The sequence below is a fragment of the bacterium genome (assembly GCA_035281585.1).
Taxonomy (GTDB): Bacteria; UBA10199; UBA10199; order DSSB01; family DSSB01; genus DATEDP01.
In genome coordinates, this window is record DATEDP010000048.1 from 1 (window position 1) to 18,814 (window position 18,814).

Annotated in this window: 22 protein-coding genes; 9 read left to right on the forward strand and 13 right to left on the reverse strand. The window is 61.1% G+C overall.

The features are described 5' to 3' along the window. The 5 genes from VJR29_03745 to elbB all read right to left on the reverse strand — a co-directional run. A partial coding sequence (locus VJR29_03745; GenBank protein ID HKY62510.1) for an FAD-dependent oxidoreductase occupies positions 1 to 320 on the reverse strand: 320 nt, incomplete at its 3' end. After that, positions 317 to 2,479 carry a molybdopterin-dependent oxidoreductase gene (locus VJR29_03750; GenBank protein ID HKY62511.1) on the reverse strand — a complete coding sequence of 721 codons (2,163 nt, stop codon included), beginning with the start codon at positions 2,477 to 2,479 and terminating at the stop codon, positions 317 to 319. The genes VJR29_03750 and VJR29_03745, both read right to left, overlap by 4 nt. A 1-nt stretch (position 2,480) precedes the next feature. Then, complete coding sequence (locus tag VJR29_03755) at positions 2,481 to 4,055, reverse strand: DmsC/YnfH family molybdoenzyme membrane anchor subunit (protein ID HKY62512.1); 1,575 nt, start codon at positions 4,053 to 4,055, stop codon at positions 2,481 to 2,483. A gap of 147 nt (positions 4,056 to 4,202) precedes the next feature. After that, positions 4,203 to 4,523, reverse strand: a complete 321-nt coding sequence (locus VJR29_03760) for a hypothetical protein (GenBank protein HKY62513.1) — start codon at positions 4,521 to 4,523, stop codon at positions 4,203 to 4,205. 1 nt (position 4,524) lies between these two features. After that, positions 4,525 to 5,178, reverse strand: a complete 654-nt coding sequence (gene elbB / locus VJR29_03765) for an isoprenoid biosynthesis glyoxalase ElbB (GenBank protein HKY62514.1) — start codon at positions 5,176 to 5,178, stop codon at positions 4,525 to 4,527. Positions 5,179 to 5,278: 100 nt separating this feature from the next. Between elbB and VJR29_03770 the strand changes: the two genes are divergently transcribed. Continuing rightward, a complete protein-coding gene (locus tag VJR29_03770; protein ID HKY62515.1) occupies positions 5,279 to 5,752 on the forward strand; it encodes a DUF4149 domain-containing protein in 474 nt (157 codons plus the stop codon). Here VJR29_03770 and VJR29_03775 read toward each other — a convergent pair. Then, positions 5,684 to 6,472: a hypothetical protein gene (locus tag VJR29_03775; protein HKY62516.1), complete on the reverse strand. Its 789-nt coding sequence runs from the start codon at positions 6,470 to 6,472 to the stop codon at positions 5,684 to 5,686. The two genes, VJR29_03770 and VJR29_03775, sit on opposite strands and share 69 nt — an antisense overlap. Positions 6,473 to 6,496: 24 nt before the next feature. On the opposite strand from VJR29_03775, the gene ipdC reads away from it, so the two are divergent. Beyond that, on the forward strand, positions 6,497 to 8,131 hold the full coding sequence (ipdC, locus tag VJR29_03780) for an indolepyruvate/phenylpyruvate decarboxylase (protein ID HKY62517.1): 1,635 nt from the start codon (positions 6,497 to 6,499) through the stop codon (positions 8,129 to 8,131). 6 nt (positions 8,132 to 8,137) lie between these two features. Here the strand turns inward: ipdC and VJR29_03785 are convergent, their stop codons facing one another. The 5 genes from VJR29_03785 to VJR29_03805 all read right to left on the reverse strand — a co-directional run bounded on the left by VJR29_03785 (position 8,138) and on the right by VJR29_03805 (position 11,846). Beyond that, positions 8,138 to 10,228, reverse strand: coding sequence for a cation:proton antiporter (locus tag VJR29_03785; protein HKY62518.1), 2,091 nt, complete (start codon positions 10,226 to 10,228; stop codon positions 8,138 to 8,140). Next, complete coding sequence (locus VJR29_03790; GenBank protein ID HKY62519.1) at positions 10,225 to 10,656, reverse strand: hypothetical protein; 432 nt, start codon at positions 10,654 to 10,656, stop codon at positions 10,225 to 10,227. Before VJR29_03790 ends, VJR29_03785 begins: the two co-directional genes overlap by 4 nt. A 73-nt stretch (positions 10,657 to 10,729) precedes the next feature. Then, the gene (locus VJR29_03795; protein HKY62520.1) at positions 10,730 to 11,206 is read right to left on the reverse strand and encodes a hypothetical protein; all 477 of its coding nucleotides are present in this window, start codon (positions 11,204 to 11,206) and stop codon (positions 10,730 to 10,732) included. Positions 11,207 to 11,243: 37 nt separating this feature from the next. Then, positions 11,244 to 11,510 carry a hypothetical protein gene (locus VJR29_03800; protein ID HKY62521.1) on the reverse strand — a complete coding sequence of 89 codons (267 nt, stop codon included), beginning with the start codon at positions 11,508 to 11,510 and terminating at the stop codon, positions 11,244 to 11,246. Positions 11,511 to 11,537: 27 nt separating this feature from the next. After that, positions 11,538 to 11,846: a hypothetical protein gene (locus VJR29_03805; protein ID HKY62522.1), complete on the reverse strand. Its 309-nt coding sequence runs from the start codon at positions 11,844 to 11,846 to the stop codon at positions 11,538 to 11,540. A gap of 319 nt (positions 11,847 to 12,165) precedes the next feature. Here VJR29_03805 and VJR29_03810 point away from each other — a divergent pair, with 319 nt between their 5' ends. The 4 genes from VJR29_03810 to VJR29_03825 are packed head-to-tail and all read left to right on the forward strand — an operon-like array spanning position 12,166 to position 13,757. Next, the gene (locus VJR29_03810; GenBank protein HKY62523.1) at positions 12,166 to 12,579 is read left to right on the forward strand and encodes a hypothetical protein; all 414 of its coding nucleotides are present in this window, start codon (positions 12,166 to 12,168) and stop codon (positions 12,577 to 12,579) included. Then, positions 12,576 to 12,881: a hypothetical protein gene (locus VJR29_03815; GenBank protein HKY62524.1), complete on the forward strand. Its 306-nt coding sequence runs from the start codon at positions 12,576 to 12,578 to the stop codon at positions 12,879 to 12,881. The genes VJR29_03810 and VJR29_03815 overlap by 4 nt, the downstream gene beginning before the upstream one ends. A 49-nt stretch (positions 12,882 to 12,930) precedes the next feature. Then, positions 12,931 to 13,545: a bifunctional phosphoserine phosphatase/homoserine phosphotransferase ThrH gene (gene thrH, locus VJR29_03820; protein HKY62525.1), complete on the forward strand. Its 615-nt coding sequence runs from the start codon at positions 12,931 to 12,933 to the stop codon at positions 13,543 to 13,545. Continuing rightward, entirely contained in the window at positions 13,545 to 13,757 is a 213-nt protein-coding gene (locus VJR29_03825) for a hypothetical protein (protein ID HKY62526.1), read from the forward strand. The genes thrH and VJR29_03825 overlap by 1 nt, the downstream gene beginning before the upstream one ends. 68 nt (positions 13,758 to 13,825) lie before the next feature. Here the strand turns inward: VJR29_03825 and VJR29_03830 are convergent, their stop codons facing one another. Then, entirely contained in the window at positions 13,826 to 15,022 is a 1,197-nt protein-coding gene (locus VJR29_03830; GenBank protein HKY62527.1) for a D-alanyl-D-alanine carboxypeptidase, read from the reverse strand. Positions 15,023 to 15,100: 78 nt separating this feature from the next. On the opposite strand from VJR29_03830, the gene VJR29_03835 reads away from it, so the two are divergent. Then, on the forward strand, positions 15,101 to 16,909 hold the full coding sequence (locus VJR29_03835; GenBank protein ID HKY62528.1) for an acyl-CoA dehydrogenase: 1,809 nt from the start codon (positions 15,101 to 15,103) through the stop codon (positions 16,907 to 16,909). A 49-nt stretch (positions 16,910 to 16,958) separates the two neighbouring features. Here the strand turns inward: VJR29_03835 and VJR29_03840 are convergent, their stop codons facing one another. Further along, a complete protein-coding gene (locus tag VJR29_03840; GenBank protein ID HKY62529.1) occupies positions 16,959 to 17,348 on the reverse strand; it encodes a hypothetical protein in 390 nt (129 codons plus the stop codon). A gap of 110 nt (positions 17,349 to 17,458) precedes the next feature. Here VJR29_03840 and VJR29_03845 point away from each other — a divergent pair, with 110 nt between their 5' ends. Both VJR29_03845 and hpnA read left to right on the forward strand, forming a co-directional pair. Continuing rightward, positions 17,459 to 17,776, forward strand: coding sequence for a hypothetical protein (locus tag VJR29_03845; GenBank protein ID HKY62530.1), 318 nt, complete (start codon positions 17,459 to 17,461; stop codon positions 17,774 to 17,776). Between the two features lie 224 nt (positions 17,777 to 18,000). Beyond that, positions 18,001 to 18,814: hopanoid-associated sugar epimerase (gene hpnA, locus VJR29_03850; protein HKY62531.1), on the forward strand; the 814-nt coding region annotated here is incomplete at its 3' end.

Sequence of the window (18,814 nt, forward strand, 5' to 3'; positions counted from 1 at the left end):
AGGTACGGCACCTCGGTTCGCGCCAACTTGCGGCCCACGACGACTTTGCGCTCCCGGTCGATCGACATGGCCTTGACCCCCGCGTGCAAGCGTATCCCCTTGTCCTCGTACCACTGGAGCGGGTTCATGAAGATCTCGGTCGGGTCCTGGGAGCCGTTGAGCACGTTGGACAGCAGGATTCGGTTGTAGTTGCCGTAGGGCTCGGCACCGAGCATCGTGATGTCAAAGCCGTCGGGGCTCCGCTTCAGGATCTCCTCGACGACCCGCGCGCCCGCCATGCCGTTGCCGATGACCACGAGTTTGAGCTTGCCGTTTTTCATAAGCCTCCCAATTTTTCGACCTGCACGGCGCATTGCTTGTAGTTCGGCTCGCGCGAGATCGGATCGAATTCGGCCGCGGTCAGGTTGTTGGCGCAGGCCTCGATGTAGTGAAAAGGAACGAAGACTTGCCCGGGCTGGACGGTGGCGGTGATGCGAGCCGCGATCCGCTCGATCGAACCGCGCTGGGAGCTGAGCCGGACCCGGTCGTGCTGCCGGATCTTCAGCCGGCCGGCGTCCTCGGGATGGATCTCGACCCAAGCTTCGGGAGCGATGGATTCGAGGAGGTCGATCTTGCCGGTTTTGGTCCGGGTGTGCCAATGCTCGACCGTGCGGCCGGTGTTCAGGATGAAGGGGTATTGGGCGTTCGGCTCCTCGGGCGAGCGATGGCATTCGATGGCCCAGAGCCGGGCCCGGCCGTCCTCGGTCGGAAACTTTCCATCGGTGTAAAGCCGCTCGCCGCCCCACTGAATCGGCCCTTCCCGCTCCAAGCGTTCGTAAGAAAGCTCCGAATAGTCGCAAAGTCGCCCGCGCGAGACCTTCCGCCATTCGTTGAAGGCGTCCTCGGGCCGAGTCCAACCCGGAAAGAGCTGTTCCTCGCAGCCCAGCTTTTTGGCGATTTCCAAAAAGATCTCGAAATCGGGCTTGGCTTCGCCCGGCGGCGGGACCCCGGCATTGACCTTGGAAACGCGGCGCTCGGAATTCGTGAAAGTCCCCTCTTTCTCGCCCCAGATCGCCGCCGGCAAGACCAAGTCGGCCCATTTCGAGGTGGGCGTGGGATGGTATCCATCCTGAACCACGAGGAACTCCAGGCGGCTCAAGGCGTCCTTGAGCAATTCCTGGTTGGGATAGGAGACCAAGGGATTGGTGGCGATGATCCAGAGCCCTTTGACCTTGCCGCGAATGATTCCCTCGATGATGTCGGGATAGGCCAGCCCGCGCTGGTCGGGAATCCGGCTCGGTTCCACCCCCCAAAGCCCGGCAATCTCATCGCGGTCGGCGGCGCTTTCGAACTTGCGGTAGCCCGGCAAGCTGGAGGTGAAGCCGGCCTCCCGCGTCCCCATCGCGTTGCACTGGCCGGTGATGGAGAACGGCGCCGCGCCGGTCCGGCCGACGTTCCCGGTGATCAGCGCCAGGGTGTTGATGGCATTCACCGTCTCGGTTCCCTGGGTGCTGTGGTTGACGCCCATGGTCCAGCCGATAAAGGCGGCCTTGGCTTCGCCATAGGCGCGGGCCACCCGCAAGATCAAATCTTCCGAAAGCCCGGTCCACCGAGCCACTTCGGGCAGCGTGAATGCCTCGAGAAAATCTTGCAGCTCTTCGAAGCCCCGGGTGTGCTCGCGGATGTAATCGCGGTCGATGCGGCCCTCCCGTATCAAGACACGCATAATGCCGTTGATCAGGGCGATGTCGCTTCGCGGCTTGAGCGGCAGGTGGAGATCGGCCAGCATGGCGGTCTTGGTGAGCCGGGGATCGGCGACGACGAGGAAGCGATTGGGGTTCTTCTCCAAGTGCCGCCAGAGGATCGGGTGGTTGTCCGCGATGTTGGCGCCGATCAAGAGGATGCAATCCGACGTCGCCAGGTCCTCGTAGGCGCCGGGCGGGCCGTCGCTGCCAAAAGACCGCTTGTAGCCCGAGACCGCGCTGGACATGCAAAGCGTCGTGTTGCCGTCGTAGTTCTTGGTGCCGAAGCCGAGCTGAACCAGCTTGCCCAAAGTGTAGAATTCCTCGGTCACCAGTTGGCCGGTGCTGAGGACGGCGAAGGCCTCGTTGCCATGGCGCCGCTGGATCATGAGCGCCTTTCCCACCAGGGTTTCCAAGGCCAGGTCCCAGGAGACTGGCTTCAACTTTTTGTCCAACTTGAGCAGCGGCTTCAGCGCCCGGCCCTCAGCATGGATCGAATGATGCTCGGACAATCCCTTCGGGCATAGCGCGCCTTCATTGACCGGGTGGTCAGGGTCGCCGCGAACCGCCACCGCCCGCCCTTCCTTGACCCCAAGATACATCCCACAGCCCACCGAGCAGTAACCGCAGGTCGTCTTCACCCAACGGTCGGGGATCTTGGCGGCCGAGGTGTATCCAAAAACCGGATCCACCCCGTAGCGGTATTTTTCGCGCTGAGTGTCGATTCCCAAGAATTGGAGAAGCTTCTTTAGGGGCATATCACACCAAGTAGGCCTCCGGCCGTCGCGCCGGCACCACGGTCACGAAAAACAAGTATCGCCCCATGAGCTCGCTCATCATGGCCAAGGCGATGGCCAAGGTGATCCAAGCTGCGGCGCGCGCGGTCCCATGCCCGCCGCCGGCCACCATGTCGAGCAAGGTCAGCGGCACGATCGCCAGAACGACCATGAGCGAGGCCAGCCGGAACAGGAAGGCCGCGCGGAACCTCCCCATCAGCAGGCGAGCCGAGTTTTTCAGCTCGAGATTTTCTTCCAAGGCCATGAAAAATAATTTGATCAGGATGCCGAGAAGCTGAATCAGGCCGGCGGCGAGAATTAAAAACACCAACAGTTTCCCGGCCGAAAAGGCGGCCGACTCGGCGAAAGGCAAAGGGATCCGCAAATGATGGGCGTTCCAAGCGTAGACCAGCAGCGCCATCAAGGGCCCCAGCAGGAAGCTCGTCGCCAAAAAATTGACCAAGGTGCGCGGCGTGTTCCAGGAGGGCCTGGCCGGCACCATGTAGATCTTGGCGGAGGAATACACTCCGGCGAATCCGCAGAGGATGACGGCGGCCATCAGCAAGAGCTTGAGGATGTCGGGCATGAGCGGCCGGCTCCAAGCCCAGAGGCTGTAAAGACCGGCCGAAGCCGCGAACAGCGAAAAGAACAGCACCTCGCGCGACAGCCAGGAACGCCGCCACATCTTCAGGGCGCGGAAGGCGTAAAGCGGCCGCCCCAAATGGAAGACCGAGACGAAAAGCGCCAACAGAGCCGTGCCCAGCATGGCCAGGGAGCCCACCCGAAGGAATTTTGGGAAATGATCCGGAAGGCCCCAATAGGGTAGCAATAAGTCCATCGCCGCAAGCGAGAAAAATCCGCCGACCGAAAGCTGGGTCAGGACGGTCAAAAGGATCAGCGAGTAGTGCGGCTTTTCGGGCTTGAGCTGGGGATCCGGAATCAAGCGTAGGTCCGCCAGCCCCTGGGGCAAGGTGAAGCGGGTGGTCGAGACCGTGATCGAGGCGTCCGGCAGGCCGGGCGCGTTGGCCGCGCCATGATCCTTGGCCCACTCCTCGACCTTGACTTTTTCGAATTCCAGCGCCCCCGAAGGACAAGCCGAAACGCAAGCCGGCGAGTTTCCTTCTTCCAGGCGGTGGTAACAGAGGTCGCACTTGGTGATCTGGCCCCGTTCGGGATTGTACTGAGGAGCGCTATAGGGGCAATTCCAGGTGCAATATTGGCAACCGATGCAGGCGTCGTCTTTCAAGCGGACGATGCCGGTCCTTTCATCCTTATAATAGGCGTCGACCGGGCAGCCCTTGAGGCAGGTGGGCTCGAGACAGTGATTGCAAGCCATGGAGATGTGAAAGCGCTTCGGGCCCCCAAGGCTTTCGCCCTCGATCTCGCCAACCCGCCGCCAGATAACGTCCACCGGCGTGTTGTTCTGCTCATGGCAAGCCACCTCGCAGCACTTGCAGCCGATGCACTTGGCCATGTTGAAGTGAAAGCGGTACTGCTCCCCCGGTTCCAAGGGAATTTTAGGCAAAGAGAGACTCACCGCCGAGGCCTGCATTGCCATTGACGTGAGCAAGGCTCGTGCCAAGAAATCATGCAGGCTAATTGGCCAAAATTACATCGATTCGAAGAATAGTGGGAATACTACTGGAGAGTTCGGCTGATTAAAAAAAATGCCTTGCTTAAAAACTGAGCAAAGCTCAACCGCGCGTCAATAAGTGGTGTCGTAAATTTTCGGCTCTTCCTCGTACTCCACCACCATGAACTCCTGGCGCGCGGCCTCGGTGACTTGGGGCGGATAGAGGCAATCCATCAAATCGGTGAGCTCGGCGTGATCGGTGCCCTTGCGCACCGCGGCCAGGGCGTGGATCACCTCGCCGTCGTCGACCACGATGAGGTTGCCGACCCGCCGGCCGTCGAGGACCGTCCAGAGATCCCAAACTTCGCCGTTGGGCGTGTGGGAAACCCGGGTAGCGTAGAAAGTGCGCGGATCGTTGCGGGTGATGGGGGTGACTTTGGGATCTCGGGCCATATCAGCTCATCTCGATGACTTTTTTGACCAGCTTCTCGATGCCCTCGGCCGCCTCGCTCACTCGAGTCGCCAGCATGTAGGCCGGGGTGGAAACGATCTTGTTCTTCTCGTCGACGTGGAACTCACGAACCTCGCAATTTCGATGCTTGGCTCCCATCTGCTCGAGAGCCGAGGCGGTGCCCGGGTCGGTCCCGATCGTCAAGCTGGGTTGAGCCTCGCGGCCCAAGATGGCGGCGATGGTGGCCGGGGCGATGCAAATGGCGCCGATCGGCTTCCCGGCCCGGTGAACCTCGCGGACCAAGCGGGCGACATCTTCTTGGGGCTTGGCATCGGCGCCGACGAAAGCGAAGTTGCAAAGGTTCTTGGCCGCGCCAAAGCCGCCCGGCAGCAGCAAGGCGTCGATGTCCTGGGCCTTGACCTTGGATAGGTCGCGAATGTCGCCGCGGGCGATCCGGGCCGATTCCAGCAGGACGTTGCGCTTCTCGCCGGTGGGCTGGCCGGTCAGGTGATTGACTTCCTCCAGCTCGACGTCGGGAGCCATGAAAACCGCCTTGGCCCCGGCTCGGTCCACCGCCAGGAGGGTGAGGACGGCCTCGTGGATCTCCGAACCGTCCTTGACTCCGCAACCCGAGAGCAAAATACCGATCTTTTTCATGGGGTCATCGCCTCCTCCGCTTGGGCCCCATACCAATGGGCACCGCAAGCTTCAACCATGTTTTCTTGACAGTCTCGGGGGCCGATCCTAGACCTCCTTCATGTCCTTTATCGTGCAGTGGCTTTACCTTTTAGGCCTGGCCCTCTGGGTCGGCGGCATCGTTTTCTTCTCCTTTTTTACCACCCCGACGGTATTTATTCACCTCCCCAAGGAGATGGCCGGCCAGCTGATTTCAGCCCTCTTTCCCAAGTATTACCTGCTGGGCTATTTCTGCGGCGGCGCCATGGCCTTGGCCACCCTGGTCGAGGCGGCTTTGGTGCGGCAATTGCCCTGGATTCGCTTGCTGGTCCTGGCGGTGATGCTCGGCTGCTCGGTTTACGCCGGCCAGGTGGTTCGGCCCCAGGTCCATGATTTGAAAGTCCAGCTGAAGAGCGTCGAGGAAGGTAGCGATATCGGCAAGACCTTGAAAGCCCGCTTCGACGGCCTGCATCGCCGTTCGGTCATTTTAAACGTGGTGGTGCTGGCCGGCGGCTTGATCCTGATCGGCATCGTCGCTTATCGGCTCCGCCTTTGAATCCTTGAGCTCGGCCATGCCGATGAGGCCATGGCAGGATGACACCGTCGCCACCGCGACCCGCGCCAACCCTCGCTTCAAATCCTTCCGCAATCGGGCATAGCCTTCGGCGATCTCGCGCCAGGGAATGGTTCCGACGCCGTGAACCAAGTGCTGGCATTGGAGCACCTGGGCCGAGAGCTCGTCCGCGCGCCCGCCGAAATGCCGGGCCAGCGCCGGTTTCATGTCCCAATCGCGGGGGCCCTTGGTGGCCGGGCAAACGTCGGGCTCGATGCAGTTCACCGGGCAAGTCCACTCCGCGAAGCTGATCGCGAGGTTGCCGTTGAGCAGCTCGAAGCGCACCGGCGTCGGCGGATGCTCCCGGAAGGGTGCCGGAATGAGGCGATAGCCCTCGCCCCGAGCAGCCTTGAGCATGGCGAGAAAAAGGATGTGCGGCGAGAGCGGCGAAGGCACCCATTGATCTCGAGCGGTCTCGGCCTCGGGCCGCTCGAGCAAGGCCGCGGCATAGTCGATCCAGTCGGCGGTGACGACCTCTAAGCTCGGGTCGCGGGGACCCTTGCGGGCCAGCTTGCAGTGGGGATCGCGGTCGACCGCCCGGATCGCGTCGAAGGCCACCCGGCCGAGATCCCGGGCCCGCAGCAGCCAGCGCACGTATTGCGAGCCGAAGCAGCCTCCGCCCACCACGTGAAAGGTCCCGAATTTGCCGATAGCTTTTTCCATTTCCGCTCTTGCTATAATATAGCCATGGCGCCGAAACAACCGAGCGTCGGCCTCTACCTCCTCCAAGCCCTCTACCGCCGGGGCCTCCGCCATCTCTTCGGGATTCCCGGCGACTTCGCGCTCAATTTCTTCAAAATCGCCGAGGATTACGCCAAGCTGAAATTGGTCACGCTGTCTCACGAGCCGGGCCTGGGCTTCGCGGCCGACGGCCTGAGCCGGATCCGACGCCAGCCGGCGGCGGTGGCCGTGACCTATGGAGCCGGCGCCTTGAACATCGTCAACGCGGTGGCCTGCGCCTACGCCGAAAAATCGCCGCTGATCGTCATCTCGGGCGCGCCCGGCTTGAGCGAGCGGGGCCGCGGCATCCTCTTCCATCATCAGGCCAAGAGCCTGGAAAGCCAAGCCCGGATCTTCCGCGAGATCACGGCCCACCAAGCGATCCTCGACGACGTCCACACCGCCGCCGAGGAAATCGACAAAGCCCTGGCCATCGCCGAGGCCTTGGCCGAGCCGGTCTATCTGGAGATCCCCCGCGACCTGGTGCTCCAGCCGATCCGGCCACCCAAGACCGGAACGAAGTTCGCCCTCCCCTTCGATGCCCAAGCCAGCCGCGAGGCCGCCGCCGAAGTCGCTCGGCGCCTGAAGCAGGCTCGCCGGCCGGTGCTCATGGTCGGCGTCGAAGCCCGGCGCTTCGGCCTCGGCCAACGCATCGTCCAGCTGGCCGAGCGTTGGCGGATTCCGGTCACGACTTCCTTCATGGGCCGAACCGCTTATCCGATCGACCATCCGCTTTATGCCGGGACTTATTTGGGGCCGGCCGGCCATCCCCGGGTGATGAAGCTGGTCGAGGGCTCCGACTGCCTCCTCTTGCTCGGGGTCCTCTTAGCGGATACCAATATGGCGCTGCGCCTGACCTCGCTGAACCCGGCTCACGTCGTCCATGCAATTTCCCGGCGCGTCAGCGTCGGCCATCACGGCTATGACCACGTTCCGCTGGCCCAATGGCTCGGCGACCTCCTTCGCTGCCCGGCGCCTTCGGTCCGCCGGCCGGCACCGCGAGCCCCGGCGCCGCCCCGGCTCAAGCCCGAGAAATATTTCGATTCCTCCAAGGCCACCGTCGAAGCCATCGTTCAAGCTTGCAACCGGCTCCTGCTGGAGCGGCCCGATACTCCGATCGTCGCCGACAACGGCGATTGCCTCTTCGCCTCGCTCGACATTCACAGCCCCGACCTACTGGCATCGGGTTATTATGCCACGATGGGATTCGCGGTTCCGGCGGCGCTCGGCGCCCAGCTGGGCTCGGGCCGCCGGCCTTTGGTCTTGGTCGGCGACGGAGCTTTTCAAATGACCGGCAGCGAGCTGAGCCACGCCCCGCGCCTCGGCCTCAACCCGGTGGTCGTCGTCTTCAACAACGCTTCTTGGGAAATGCTCAAAACCATCCAACCCGAAGGCGAGTACTTCGGCCTCACCCGCTGGGACTACGCGGCTCTCGCCGGCATCTGGGGCGGCCGGGGCTACCGGGTCCAGACCAAGCGCGAGCTCAAGCAGGCCTTGTTCGCAGCCTTCCGCGAGAGCTCCTTCGCCCTTCTCGACGTCCGGCTCGACGCCGGCGAAACTTCGCAGGTATTGAAGAATTATCTGAGAAGGATCCGGGGATAGGTCACTTCAGCCCCCATTCCCCGGCGCCTGGCGGACGATCAGCATCGAAACCGGGCACTCGGCCGCGATCCGCTCGGGCCTAAGGCCGAAGAGGCGATGCTCCAGGTCGAAATCCTCGGAGACGCCGATCACCACCAGATCATAACCGTTCTTGGACTCTTCGAGCACCGCCTCGATCGGCGAAAGGCTCTCGATCACCTCCAGCTTGACCTGGGATTCAGTGTCGGGATCGATGAAATCCTCGTCAAAGGACTTGACCATCGCGTGGGGATCGTCGACCGCGTGCTGGGGCTGCATGACGTGGAGGATCACGACCTCGCTGTGGAGAAAGCGGGCCATCCGCTGGGCCAGAGCCAAGGCCGCGCGGTCGTGGGAGCTGCTGATGTAAGGCACCAAGATCCGGCCGATCCGCTGGAGCCCGCGATCGATGAAAACCGCCACCGTGGTGCGGGAGTTCTCCATCACCTCGTGGACGGTGCCGCCGAGCACGGTCTGACCGAGAATCGGCTTATGCCAACCGAGCAGGACCAGGTCGGCGGCCTTGGCCCGCGCAACTTCGACGATATCTTCGGCCGGGTCGTTGGTTGGAAAGCTCAAAGGCCGCAAGTCAAGCCCGCTGTGGCGGAAGGGCTCCAGCACCGGCGCAAGCTGGGAATATTCCTCCATCGCGTCCGAGCCCTTGACGTAATAGGAGGGCCGCTCGCTGGTCTTGACCAAATGCAGGGCATAAAGCCGGCTCGAGCCGGCCCCGGCCAAGGCCCGGGCGATCTTGAGCAAGCCCCCGCCGGCGCGAAGCAGCGCGATCGACACCAGGATCGTGAAGGGTTTCTCTTTCTCCAGCGGGACTTCGACGACGCCGTGAAATCGCTCGGTCGGATAGACCCAGTGAAGCAGCGGGCTGGTGATGAAGGTCGTGACCAGCGCCATCAAGACCAGCATCGTGAAAAGAGCCGGCGAAATGACGCCCAAATCGAGGCCGATCGAAATGATCACCAGCTCCATCAATCCCCGGGTGTTCATCAGGATGCCGATGGCCGCCGATTCGCGCAGCCCGACTCCCATCAGCTTGGCCGCGCCGAAGCTCCCGCCGAACTTGCCGAGACAGGCGACCAGCAAGATCAAGCCGGCCAGGCCCCAAAGCTCGGGCGTGTCGAGGAGCCCGATCTGGGTGCGGAGGCCGGTATAAGCGAAGAACAGCGGCAGCAGGAAAAGAACCGCGATGTCCTCGATCTTTTCGGAGAGATGGCGGACGAAGCCGGTTTCGTTTGGCATGATCGCGCCCAGGAAGAAGGCCCCGAAGAGAGCGTGGATCCCGATCTGCTCGGCGGCCAGGGCCGACAGCAAGAGCAGCAAAAAGATGATGCTGACCGCGTTCTGGGAAAGGCCTTCGCGGGTGCTATAGCGCTTCTCGAAGCGTCGCAGCAGCGGCCGGATGAACCGGACCATGAACAAGATGTAGCCCGTGGTGAGCGCCAAGATCGTCAAGAGGTGCCAAAGGCCGGTCGCCTTCACCACCGAGATGACGAAGGCCAGCATGAGCCAGGCCGTGACGTCATCGACCGCCGCGCAAGTCAAGGCCATCGCCCCGATCTTGGTTTGAGTGAGCTTGCGCTCGTTGAGAATCCGGGCCAGGACCGGAAAAGCCGTGACCGACATCGCCGCCCCCATGAAGAGCGCGAAAGGGCCGAAACGCACGCTGTCGTCGGAAAGCTTGGGATAGAGGTAGATCGCCAGCAAAGTCCCGAGCAAAAACGGCGTGATGATGCTGGAATGGCTCACCGCCACCGCCGCCTCGCCATGGCCCCGCAATAGCTTGGGATTGAACTCCAGCCCCACTAGGAACATGAAGAAGATCAAGCCGACTTGGCTGAGCAGATGCAGCCCTTGAAAAGACTCCGGCGGAAACAAAACGGCGTAGGCCTGGGGGAAGAGCCAGCCAAAGAAGGAGGGCCCCAGCATCAAACCGGCCAGGATCTCGCCGATCACCATCGGCTGATGGATCTTGGTGCAGAGATTGCCCAAGAAACGGGCCAAGGGCACGATGAGGATCGCTTGCACCAGGAGCAGGGCCAAGGGATTGTGGAATAGCTCGGTCATCGGGGCCGCCCGCTCACTTGGATGGGTTGGGGACAAACTTGGCAATGCTCGCCTTGGACCTGAAAGGCGCCCTCGATCGAATCGCGGCCGGCCTTTCCCACCCAGAGAAGCTTTCCACGGCGGCAGCCCAGGCTGGACAAGCCGCGGGTCTCGCCGGCGAAACTAAAGCTTCCGTCGCGCTTCAATTTTCCGTGCAGGTTGAGCTGGGGGACTTGGAGGATCAGGACTTCCAAGGTTTCGCCGGACTGTTTGATCGACATCGCGGGGTCGGCCTTGGCGAAGATCGGGCAATGGGGCGACACTTGCAAGGCCCACTGCTTGGGCAAGGCCGCCGGCGCCTGAAGCCGATTGCCGTATTGAATGATGGCATAGATCGCCCCGATCGTGACCACCGCCCAAATGAGATAGATGATGTTGCTTTTTCGCATGAGAGAACGTCCACGCTGGGGATGCGATTCTCAAAACACGTGAATTAAGGGAAAATTTTCCTGGAATTGCCGGTTACTCTTCTTCGTCGCCTTCATCTTTGGCCGGCTCGGCTTCGGCGCCCGCTTTTTGGCGGCGCTTCTCTTCCTTCTCGCGTTCGACCTTGGCGAGCTTCTCTTCGCGCTGTTTAGCTTTGTGGGCGAGGTATTCTTCCTGCTTCTCGCCCTCCAGCGAGTAAAAATAATGCTCCAACTCGTCCAAACCCAAAACAGCGGCGAGCAAGCGGAGGTATTTGGGATCGTTGCGCGGATCTTTGGGGTCGACCAAATTGGGAGGGAACATGACCCCGTCGGAAAAGATCTTCACCGCCCCCGAAACCAGCGGCGAGGACTTATAGCCGAGCAAACCGCCGGCCGCCTGGGCGAAGGCATCGGCTGCGGGCTTGGCCGGAGCCGCCGGCGCGTCTTTGGCCGCCGCCGGCTGAGCCGGAGCGTCGGACGGAGTCGCGGGCGCAGGCGCCTGCTGGCCGGTGGGACCGGTGACTTTAACCATGGTTTATCTTACCCAGGGTCAGAAGTGCCTTACAACCTTATTTTTTGCGATAGCCGTCTTGGATGTGGGTGAGATTCTTGAGGTCTTTTTCTTCGATCTTGAAATCTTCATGGCCTTCGAGGCCCGAATCCTTGGCATGCTTGATCGCGGTGGCGATGGTGCGCCAAACATTGTCGTCGAGCTTGTCGTAGATGAGATCGAAGGCCTTGGTGAGAACCTTGATTTGCTGATCGCGGGGCATGGCCAAGACCCGGCGGCGAAAATCTTCGTAGTCCTTGAGAGGCGGTTGCTCTTTCTTGTTCATTATTCCTCGAAGGCCTTCTACAAGCTATTAGCGAAGCGCTGCATCAAGCAGACCCAGCGGCGGCTCGTGCTCCAAGACCTTTTCGACCAAATCGTTGGGAGTGCCGCGCACGCCGCCGGCGTTGATCTCGGCGACGTTGCCCACCGACCGGCCGAGAATGCTGCGGGAGACCGGGGACCGGCTCGAGGTCAAAGCGTTGAATTTTCTCAAATCAGGAGCGGGCAAATTCCCGATCTCGGAGCCGGTTCCGGGATTCCCGGTGGAAATCGGGGGGGCGGCTTCAGTGCCCGTCGCGGGGGAAACCGACGAAATCTGGGGATTAATAATGGTAGCCATGAAATTTTCTCCTGAGCTGATGAAATCTTAACCGAAAGCTGTGAAACTTTAAAAGATATTAAGCAAGGGCGGTGCCAAAATTGTTATCTGGCAAAAGCTTTCCAAATCCAATATAACCATTTGAAATCAATGAATTATTTTATTGTACAATATATCGGCTAAAAATCTCGGCGCAATGATGAGGCATTTACTCCACACATTCTTGGGCAAGCGAAGGAGCCGTTGGGGGCTGGCCTTCCTCCTCGCCTTCCTTTGGCCGGGCGCTTCGGCTCGAGCTTGGAATGAGGACTATGCCTACGGCCTCCCGCAGGAGCGAAGAATGTGCGTCCAACGCGTCGAGGAGGACGGGCTGACCTTCACCGCCATCGAGCAGGACGCCGACTGCCCGCCGGAGGCCAAGCGCTACATCGTCATCTTCGGCAAAGAACCCAAGGGAGCGATGGCCCTCATCCCGACCGCGACCTCGCTTCGCTTCTATCCTCCCCTCACTTTGAACTGGCCGGCCAAGAATCGATTCAGCGCTGACCCGCTTTGGCACTTCACCTGTTTGGCCAAGGCCGAGTTCAATCCGCTCGGCGTGAAGCTCAGCCTTCCGACCTATAAGGGGGAGATCACCGCCCGAGGCCGGGAGAATTGCATCGACGCCGAGCAGCGGGCCCTGGATTACTGCCGCCGCGAAATGCAGGGCGATTCACTGCTCGAGAGCTGTCCTTTAAGTTGGAGCGGACAATGAAGAAACTTTCCTTGGCTTGGCTGCTCTTGCTTACGGCCGCGCCGAGCATGGCCCCGGCCAATCCTTTTCAAACCCGGTTCGTCTGCGTGCCGACCGATGCGGCCAACCGGACGGCGCTGGAATTCAAGGTCCGCGATCGCGGGCAATGCATCGAAGGCGAGCGCTACCTCGAGGTCCTGCCCCAAAGCGACGGCAGCGTCCTCCTGCTGCCGCCGGTCCAAGACGCGCTCACGCCGGAGCAGAGCCGCGACGCCGAACGCTATCGGCGCTACTTCGGCGGCGATAGCGACACCGCCAATTGAAGGTTGAAGAATTCGGCCGACATGTTAGGACCCGCTGCAAGGAGAATTTATGATTGCCTGTCTCGACCTTGAGGGGGTTCTGGTCCCGGAAATTTGGATCAATGTCGCCGAAAAGACCAAGATCCCGGAGCTGCGCCTCACCACCCGCGACGTTCCGGACTACGACGTCCTGATGAAGCAGCGGCTCCAAATCCTCGATAAGCACCACCTCAAGCTCCAGGACATCCAGGAAGTGATCGCGACCATGGCCCCGCTCGAGGGCGCCCAGGACTTCCTGCACTGGCTGCAGTCGGAGTTTCAGGTCATCATCCTTTCCGACACTTTCTACCAATTCGCCCAGCCCCTGATGAAGCAGCTCCACTTCCCCACCCTCTTCTGCCACTACCTCAAAGTCGAGAAGAGCGGGCGGATCGTCGACTACCAGTTGCGGCTCAAAGACCAGAAACGCGAGGCGGTGAAGAAATTGCGCGACCTCAACTTCAAAATCGCGGCCGCCGGCGACTCCTATAATGACGTCGGCATGCTCGAGGCCGCCGACGTCGGGATCTTCTTCTCGCCGCCGGAAAAGATCGTGCAGGAGTATCCCCAATTCGAGGTGACAAAGACTTACCAGGAATTGAAAGCGGCCTTCACCCGGGCCGCGGAGAAATTCTCGGCCGCCTAATGTACCAGTTCACTCAAATGTTCGGCGATCTCGGGGTCAAGGTGACCCGCAAGTCCTACCGCTGGTGGGGCTTGGCCGCCGGAATCCTCGCCGGCTGGCTGCCGGCTTGGGGAGCGGCTCGCTGGCTCGGCGGCGGCGGGTGGACCCTGGCCGGGGTTTGGCTGGCGATGCTGCCGGCGGGGTATTATTTGGGAAAGCTCATCAAAAGGTAGGGGCACCCCTTGCGGGTGCCCCATCTAGAAAACGCCGTTCGCGCAGAGGGCGACCGCAAGGGTCGCCCCTACTGCAAATTGGCCAAGAGCAGCTGGGCGATCGCGTCGCGCTGGTTGCCCGGCTGATTGAGAATGATGCTGAAGCGAACCCAACCGTTGCTGTTCGACTGGAAATAGCCGACCAAGCTCGACACGCCGGTCAAGGTGCCGGTCTTGACCCACATCCCGTTCTTCACCGGCAGCAGCTGATAATAAGGGAAGAAGCGGACCAGGACTTTGTCCATTTCCAGCGCGGTGATGTAGTTCTTGCGCGAGATTCCCGAGCCCTCCTCGACGTTGAAGTTCTGCAAGCCCAAGGACTTCAGGTAATCCTCCAGCACCTTCTTGCCCTTGGCCAGCGAGGCCGGCGCGCCGAACTTCTCGGCGCCCATCGTCAGGAGGAGCTGGTTCATGATGAGATTCTGGGAGAACTTCAGCGCCGGCTCCAAGACTTGGACGAGGTTCTTGCTCGAAGCGTAGGCGAGCAGAGGCTTGGCGCCCGCCGGGACCGCGCCCAAGCTGACCGATCCCGAAACCGGCACGCCTTGCTGGACCAGAAACTCCTTCAGCAAATATCCCGGATAAAGGGCGGCCTCCTTGGCGTGATTGGCGACGTTGATCCGGCTTTTCCCGGGCGGAGCCGCCATCGCCAGGGTGCGGGTGATCTCGGTGACCGGGGTCTGGGGTTCGGCGCTTTGCACCTCGCCGGTGGCCGACTTGACGACGTTGATCGTATTGAAGTTGGCGAGCAGGGCTCCGTTGAAGGCATCGTAGGGATTGAGCGAGCCGGCCAGGCCCGGCACCTGGCAGTCGGGCCCGAAGTAGGAGCCGTCGAGGACCATGTTCCGCACCGCCGAAAGGCCTTTCCCTTTCAAGGCCTGGACGATGAGCGGGAACTCCTCCGAGACCAGGAAGGGGTCGCCGTAACCTTTGATGTAGAGATCGCCGTTCCCGTCGATGAAGAAATCGGTCTTGAAGCGGTAGCCCTTGCCCAAGGTCTCGAGCGCCGCCAAGGCGGTCGGCACCTTGAGAGTCGAGGCCGGGATGAAAGGCTTGTCGGCATTGTAGGAAAAAAGGATCTTGCCCTTTTCGTCGACGGCTAGAATCGCGCCGTTGCTGGCCAGGCCTTGGGCCCGCTGCTGCCAGGCCCCTTGCGCCGAGGCCGAAAGGGGTGCCAAAATTGCCAAAAAAGCCCCGAAAATCACCGCTAGCCGGCGTGGGATCATTCAACTCTCCCTTCTTGCCATCGTCCCCGCAAACCGCTATAGGACCGCGCTCTGAGAGCGCTCGAAGACGGAGGAAACATGTCTTACAAAGTGAACTATCGCGACGTCGAATTCAACCTTTTCGATTACCTTAAGATACAGGACCTCGGACAAAGCGAGAAATTTTCGGGCTACGGCCGCGATGAGTTTGCCGCCATCTTGGGCGAAGCCCTCAAATTCGCCCAGAAGGAGATCGACCCGCTCTTCAAAAAGTCCGACGAGGTCGGCTGTAAATTGGCCGACGGCAAGGTGACAACGCCGCCGGGCTTCAAGGAGGCCTACCAACATTTCGCGGCCAACGGCTTCATCGCGATGGACGTGCCCAGCACTTACGGCGGCATGGGCCTGCCGGTCTCGCTGACGATGGCGGCCACCGAGTTTTTCGTCGGCTGCTGCGTGGCCTTCTCGATGTACAGCGGCCTTTCCCGCGGCGCCGCCCACTTGATCGAGGCATTCGGCGTCGAGGATTTGGCCAAGGCTTACGTCCCCAACATGTATAGCGGCAAGTGGGGCGGCACGATGTGCCTCACCGAGCCCCAGGCCGGCTCGGCGGTCGGCGATCTCTCGACCAGCGCGGTCAAGGAAGGCGACCACTACAAGATCAAGGGCACCAAGATCTTCATCTCCAGCGGCGACCATGACCTGACCGAGAACATCATTCATTTGGTCCTGGCCCGGGTCGAAGGCGATCCGGCCGGCACCAAGGGCATCTCGCTCTTCGTCGTCCCCAAGTACCGGGTCAATGCCGACGGCAGCCTCGGGCAATTCAACGACGTCAAGACCGTGAACATCGAGCACAAGATGGGCATCAAGGGTTCCTCGACCTGCACGCTCAGCTTCGGCGACGAAGGCAACTGCATCGGCTACCTGGTCGGCGAGCAGCGCAAGGGCATGCCGATGATGTTTCAGATGATGAACGAAGCCCGCATCGCCTGCGGCCTTCAAGGCGCGGCCACCGCTTCGGCGGCCTACGAGAGCGCCGTCGACTATGCCAAGGTCCGAACCCAGGGCGGCAAGACCCTGATCCTCGACTACCCCGACGTCCGGCGGATGCTGATCACGATGAAGGCCTATACCGAAGGCTTCCGCGCCCTCCTCCTCTACTCGGCCTACCTCGATGATAAGGAAGTGACCGAAACCGATCCGGTGAAGAAGGAAAAATACGCCGGCCGCCTCAGCCTGCTGACGCCGGTCTGCAAGGCTTATTGCACCGATTTCGGCTTCAAGGTGACCGAGCTGGCCATGCAGGTCTACGGCGGCTACGGCTACATCGCCGAATACCCGGTCGAGCAGTACATGCGCGACGTCAAGATCTCTTCGATCTACGAGGGAACCAACGGCATCCAAGCCCTCGATCTGATCGGCCGCAAGCTCGGGCAGAAGAACGGCGAATACTTCCGCGAATTCTACGAAGAGCTGAGCGCCTTCTGCGCCAAGGCCGGCGAGAACCCGGCCTTCGCCGGCGAAGCCGCCGCCTTGAAGAAATCGGTCGATTCGCTGGGACAAGTGACGATGAAGTTCGTCGAGTGGGGAATGGGCGGCAACGTCATTTCGCCCCAGCTCCATGCCGTGCCTTATCTTTATAACTTCGGCGACGTCCTCTTGGGCTATCTCATGCTCGACCACGCCATCCTGGCCTTGGCCAAGCTCGAGGAAATTTGGAAAGCCCAGGGTGCCACCGCCGAGGAACAAAAAGCCAAGATCTGCACCGAGAACGACGAGGCCCGTTTCCTCGAAGGCAAGGTCAAGTCGGCCCGTTATTTCATCAACAGCCTGCTGCCCCAGGCCATGGCCCGGGCCAAGACGATCCTGTCCGAGGACATGTCGGCGATGAAGGTCCGGTTCTAGGTTATCTGGCTAAGGATTTTTGGGCGGTCGATGGAGCCGGATTCGCCCCTTATTGTTGGCCGAGCAGGCTGATGAACTCGCAGCCCGGTAGGGACTTGGCGCCCTTCAAGCTCTCGCAGCTTCCCTTGGCGACATTGGTCTTGCACTGATCGAAACCCGGCCGCTCGAGTTGGATCGGCCGATCCTTGGGCTGGCGATCGAAGCCGGTCTTGAAGCTCTTGAACAGAATCTTTTGGCATTCCTTCACGCTCATGGATTTGTCCTGGGAGCATTGCTCCATCTTGGCGCACCAGACCTCGGCCATCTCCTGGGAGACTTGCTTGGGCGTCAGGGCCGGTGCGGCCTTGGCTTCAGTCGGAGCCGCGACTTCTTCCTCGGCCCGAAGCGGCAGGCTTCCAAAGAAACTGAGCATGAGCGCCAAAATCAGGATCTTTCGCATGGTCAATCCTTTCAGAAAATAAATTGTCTCTTTCTGACGAGGTCTTGTATCTTCGTCTCCCAGAGCCTGCAAGTCCGAAAGAAATTCCGAAACCAAGAAAGGAAGACCCTATGCTTCGCAAGATTCTGCCCTTAACCCTACTGTCCGCCCTCCTCTTCGGGTCGGCCTGCTCGGTGAAACCTGAAAAAGTCCTGGAAGAGGTGGTCGGCGCCATGTGCAAACGGGTGGTGGTCTGCCAACCCGGCCTCATGCCCAACGAGGAGGAATGTCGCAAGACCATGAAGGCCGCTCTGGATTCTTCCAAGGAAAACCTGAAGGTAGAGGCCTCCCGAAAGAAGCTGGACGCCTGTCTCGACAGCATCGCCAAGGTCGATTGCCCCAACTTGCTGGGCACCGAGCCCCCGGCCGGCTGCGAATTCTTAAAATAAATGAGATTGGCTGAAACTTTCGGAAGAGCGGGGCGTAGCTAGACCTATCATCTCCCCCCTTTTCCAATAGGCTCAAGGCCTCGCAAGAACCCAACGGACTTGCGAGGCCTTTTTTATTATAAATTCAATAAATTCGAATGATTTGGCCGTGCCGGTCGGCCTTGGCCCGAGCGGGTAAAAACACCTCGACGCTCCGGGACGACGTGGCTATATTGCGCCGGTTTATGAGCCGACCCATCGCCCTTGTCACCGGAGCCACCGGATTCGTTGGAAATGCCGTCGCCCGCGCCCTCATTCGGAATGGAAGGCAGGTCCGGGTGCTGGCCCGCCGCCACTCCAATCCCAAGCTGCTGAGCGGGCTCGGCGTCGAGCTGTTTTACGGCGACCTTCGCAAGCCCGAAAGCCTGGCGCCGGCGGTCCATGGCTGCCACGAGGTCTACCACGTCGCGGCCCAATACACCTTCTTCAACCCCGACCCGCGGGAGATCTACGCCTCCAACGTCGAAGGCACTCACAACATCCTCAAGGCCGCCCTTCAGGCCAATGTCGGTCGAGTGGTCTATACCTCGACCGTCGGCGCGGTCGGTATCCCGGAGAACGGCCAGCCCGGCGACGAGGACACGCCGATCTCGCTTTTCGACTGCAAAGGCCACTACAAGCGCTCCAAATTCTTAGCCGAGCAGGAGGCCATCAGCTTTTATCGCAAGGGCCTCCCGCTGGTCATCGTCAATCCCAGCGCTCCGGTCGGGATCTGCGACGTCAAGCCGACGCCGACCGGCAAGATGATCCTCGACTTCCTCAACCGAAAGATGCCGGCCTACATCGACACCGGCCTCAACCTGATCGACGTCGAAGACTGCGCCCAGGGCCATCTTTTGGCAGCCGAAAAGGGCCGGCCCGGCGAGCGCTATATCCTCGGTCACCAGAATCTCACCCTCCGCGAAATCCTGCAGGAGCTCTCCCGTCTCACCGGCCTACGAGCTCCCAAGGTCCAAATTCCCTACCGCTTGGCCTTGGGCTTCGCGCACTTCAGCGAGG

Excerpts from the sequence above, each read along its gene's own strand:
- VJR29_03755 (HKY62512.1), bottom strand. The coding sequence starts at position 4,055 with ATGGCAATGCAGGCCTCGGCGGTGAGTCTCTCTTTGCCTAAAATTCCC.
- VJR29_03750 (HKY62511.1), bottom strand. The coding sequence starts at position 2,479 with ATGCCCCTAAAGAAGCTTCTCCAATTCTTGGGAATCGACACTCAGCGC.
- VJR29_03840 (HKY62529.1), bottom strand. The coding sequence starts at position 17,348 with ATGCGAAAGATCCTGATTTTGGCGCTCATGCTCAGTTTCTTTGGAAGC.
- VJR29_03825 (HKY62526.1), top strand. The coding sequence starts at position 13,545 with ATGTACCAGTTCACTCAAATGTTCGGCGATCTCGGGGTCAAGGTGACC.
- VJR29_03800 (HKY62521.1), bottom strand. The coding sequence starts at position 11,510 with ATGAACAAGAAAGAGCAACCGCCTCTCAAGGACTACGAAGATTTTCGC.
- VJR29_03830 (HKY62527.1), bottom strand. The coding sequence starts at position 15,022 with ATGATCCCACGCCGGCTAGCGGTGATTTTCGGGGCTTTTTTGGCAATT.
- ipdC (HKY62517.1), top strand. The coding sequence starts at position 6,497 with ATGGCGCCGAAACAACCGAGCGTCGGCCTCTACCTCCTCCAAGCCCTC.
- VJR29_03805 (HKY62522.1), bottom strand. The coding sequence starts at position 11,846 with ATGGCTACCATTATTAATCCCCAGATTTCGTCGGTTTCCCCCGCGACG.
- VJR29_03845 (HKY62530.1), top strand. The coding sequence starts at position 17,459 with ATGCTTCGCAAGATTCTGCCCTTAACCCTACTGTCCGCCCTCCTCTTC.
- VJR29_03835 (HKY62528.1), top strand. The coding sequence starts at position 15,101 with ATGTCTTACAAAGTGAACTATCGCGACGTCGAATTCAACCTTTTCGAT.
- VJR29_03760 (HKY62513.1), bottom strand. The coding sequence starts at position 4,523 with ATGGCCCGAGATCCCAAAGTCACCCCCATCACCCGCAACGATCCGCGC.
- VJR29_03785 (HKY62518.1), bottom strand. The coding sequence starts at position 10,228 with ATGACCGAGCTATTCCACAATCCCTTGGCCCTGCTCCTGGTGCAAGCG.
- elbB (HKY62514.1), bottom strand. The coding sequence starts at position 5,178 with ATGAAAAAGATCGGTATTTTGCTCTCGGGTTGCGGAGTCAAGGACGGT.
- VJR29_03795 (HKY62520.1), bottom strand. The coding sequence starts at position 11,206 with ATGGTTAAAGTCACCGGTCCCACCGGCCAGCAGGCGCCTGCGCCCGCG.
- VJR29_03770 (HKY62515.1), top strand. The coding sequence starts at position 5,279 with ATGTCCTTTATCGTGCAGTGGCTTTACCTTTTAGGCCTGGCCCTCTGG.
- VJR29_03775 (HKY62516.1), bottom strand. The coding sequence starts at position 6,472 with ATGGAAAAAGCTATCGGCAAATTCGGGACCTTTCACGTGGTGGGCGGA.
- thrH (HKY62525.1), top strand. The coding sequence starts at position 12,931 with ATGATTGCCTGTCTCGACCTTGAGGGGGTTCTGGTCCCGGAAATTTGG.
- VJR29_03790 (HKY62519.1), bottom strand. The coding sequence starts at position 10,656 with ATGCGAAAAAGCAACATCATCTATCTCATTTGGGCGGTGGTCACGATC.
- VJR29_03815 (HKY62524.1), top strand. The coding sequence starts at position 12,576 with ATGAAGAAACTTTCCTTGGCTTGGCTGCTCTTGCTTACGGCCGCGCCG.
- VJR29_03810 (HKY62523.1), top strand. The coding sequence starts at position 12,166 with ATGTGCGTCCAACGCGTCGAGGAGGACGGGCTGACCTTCACCGCCATC.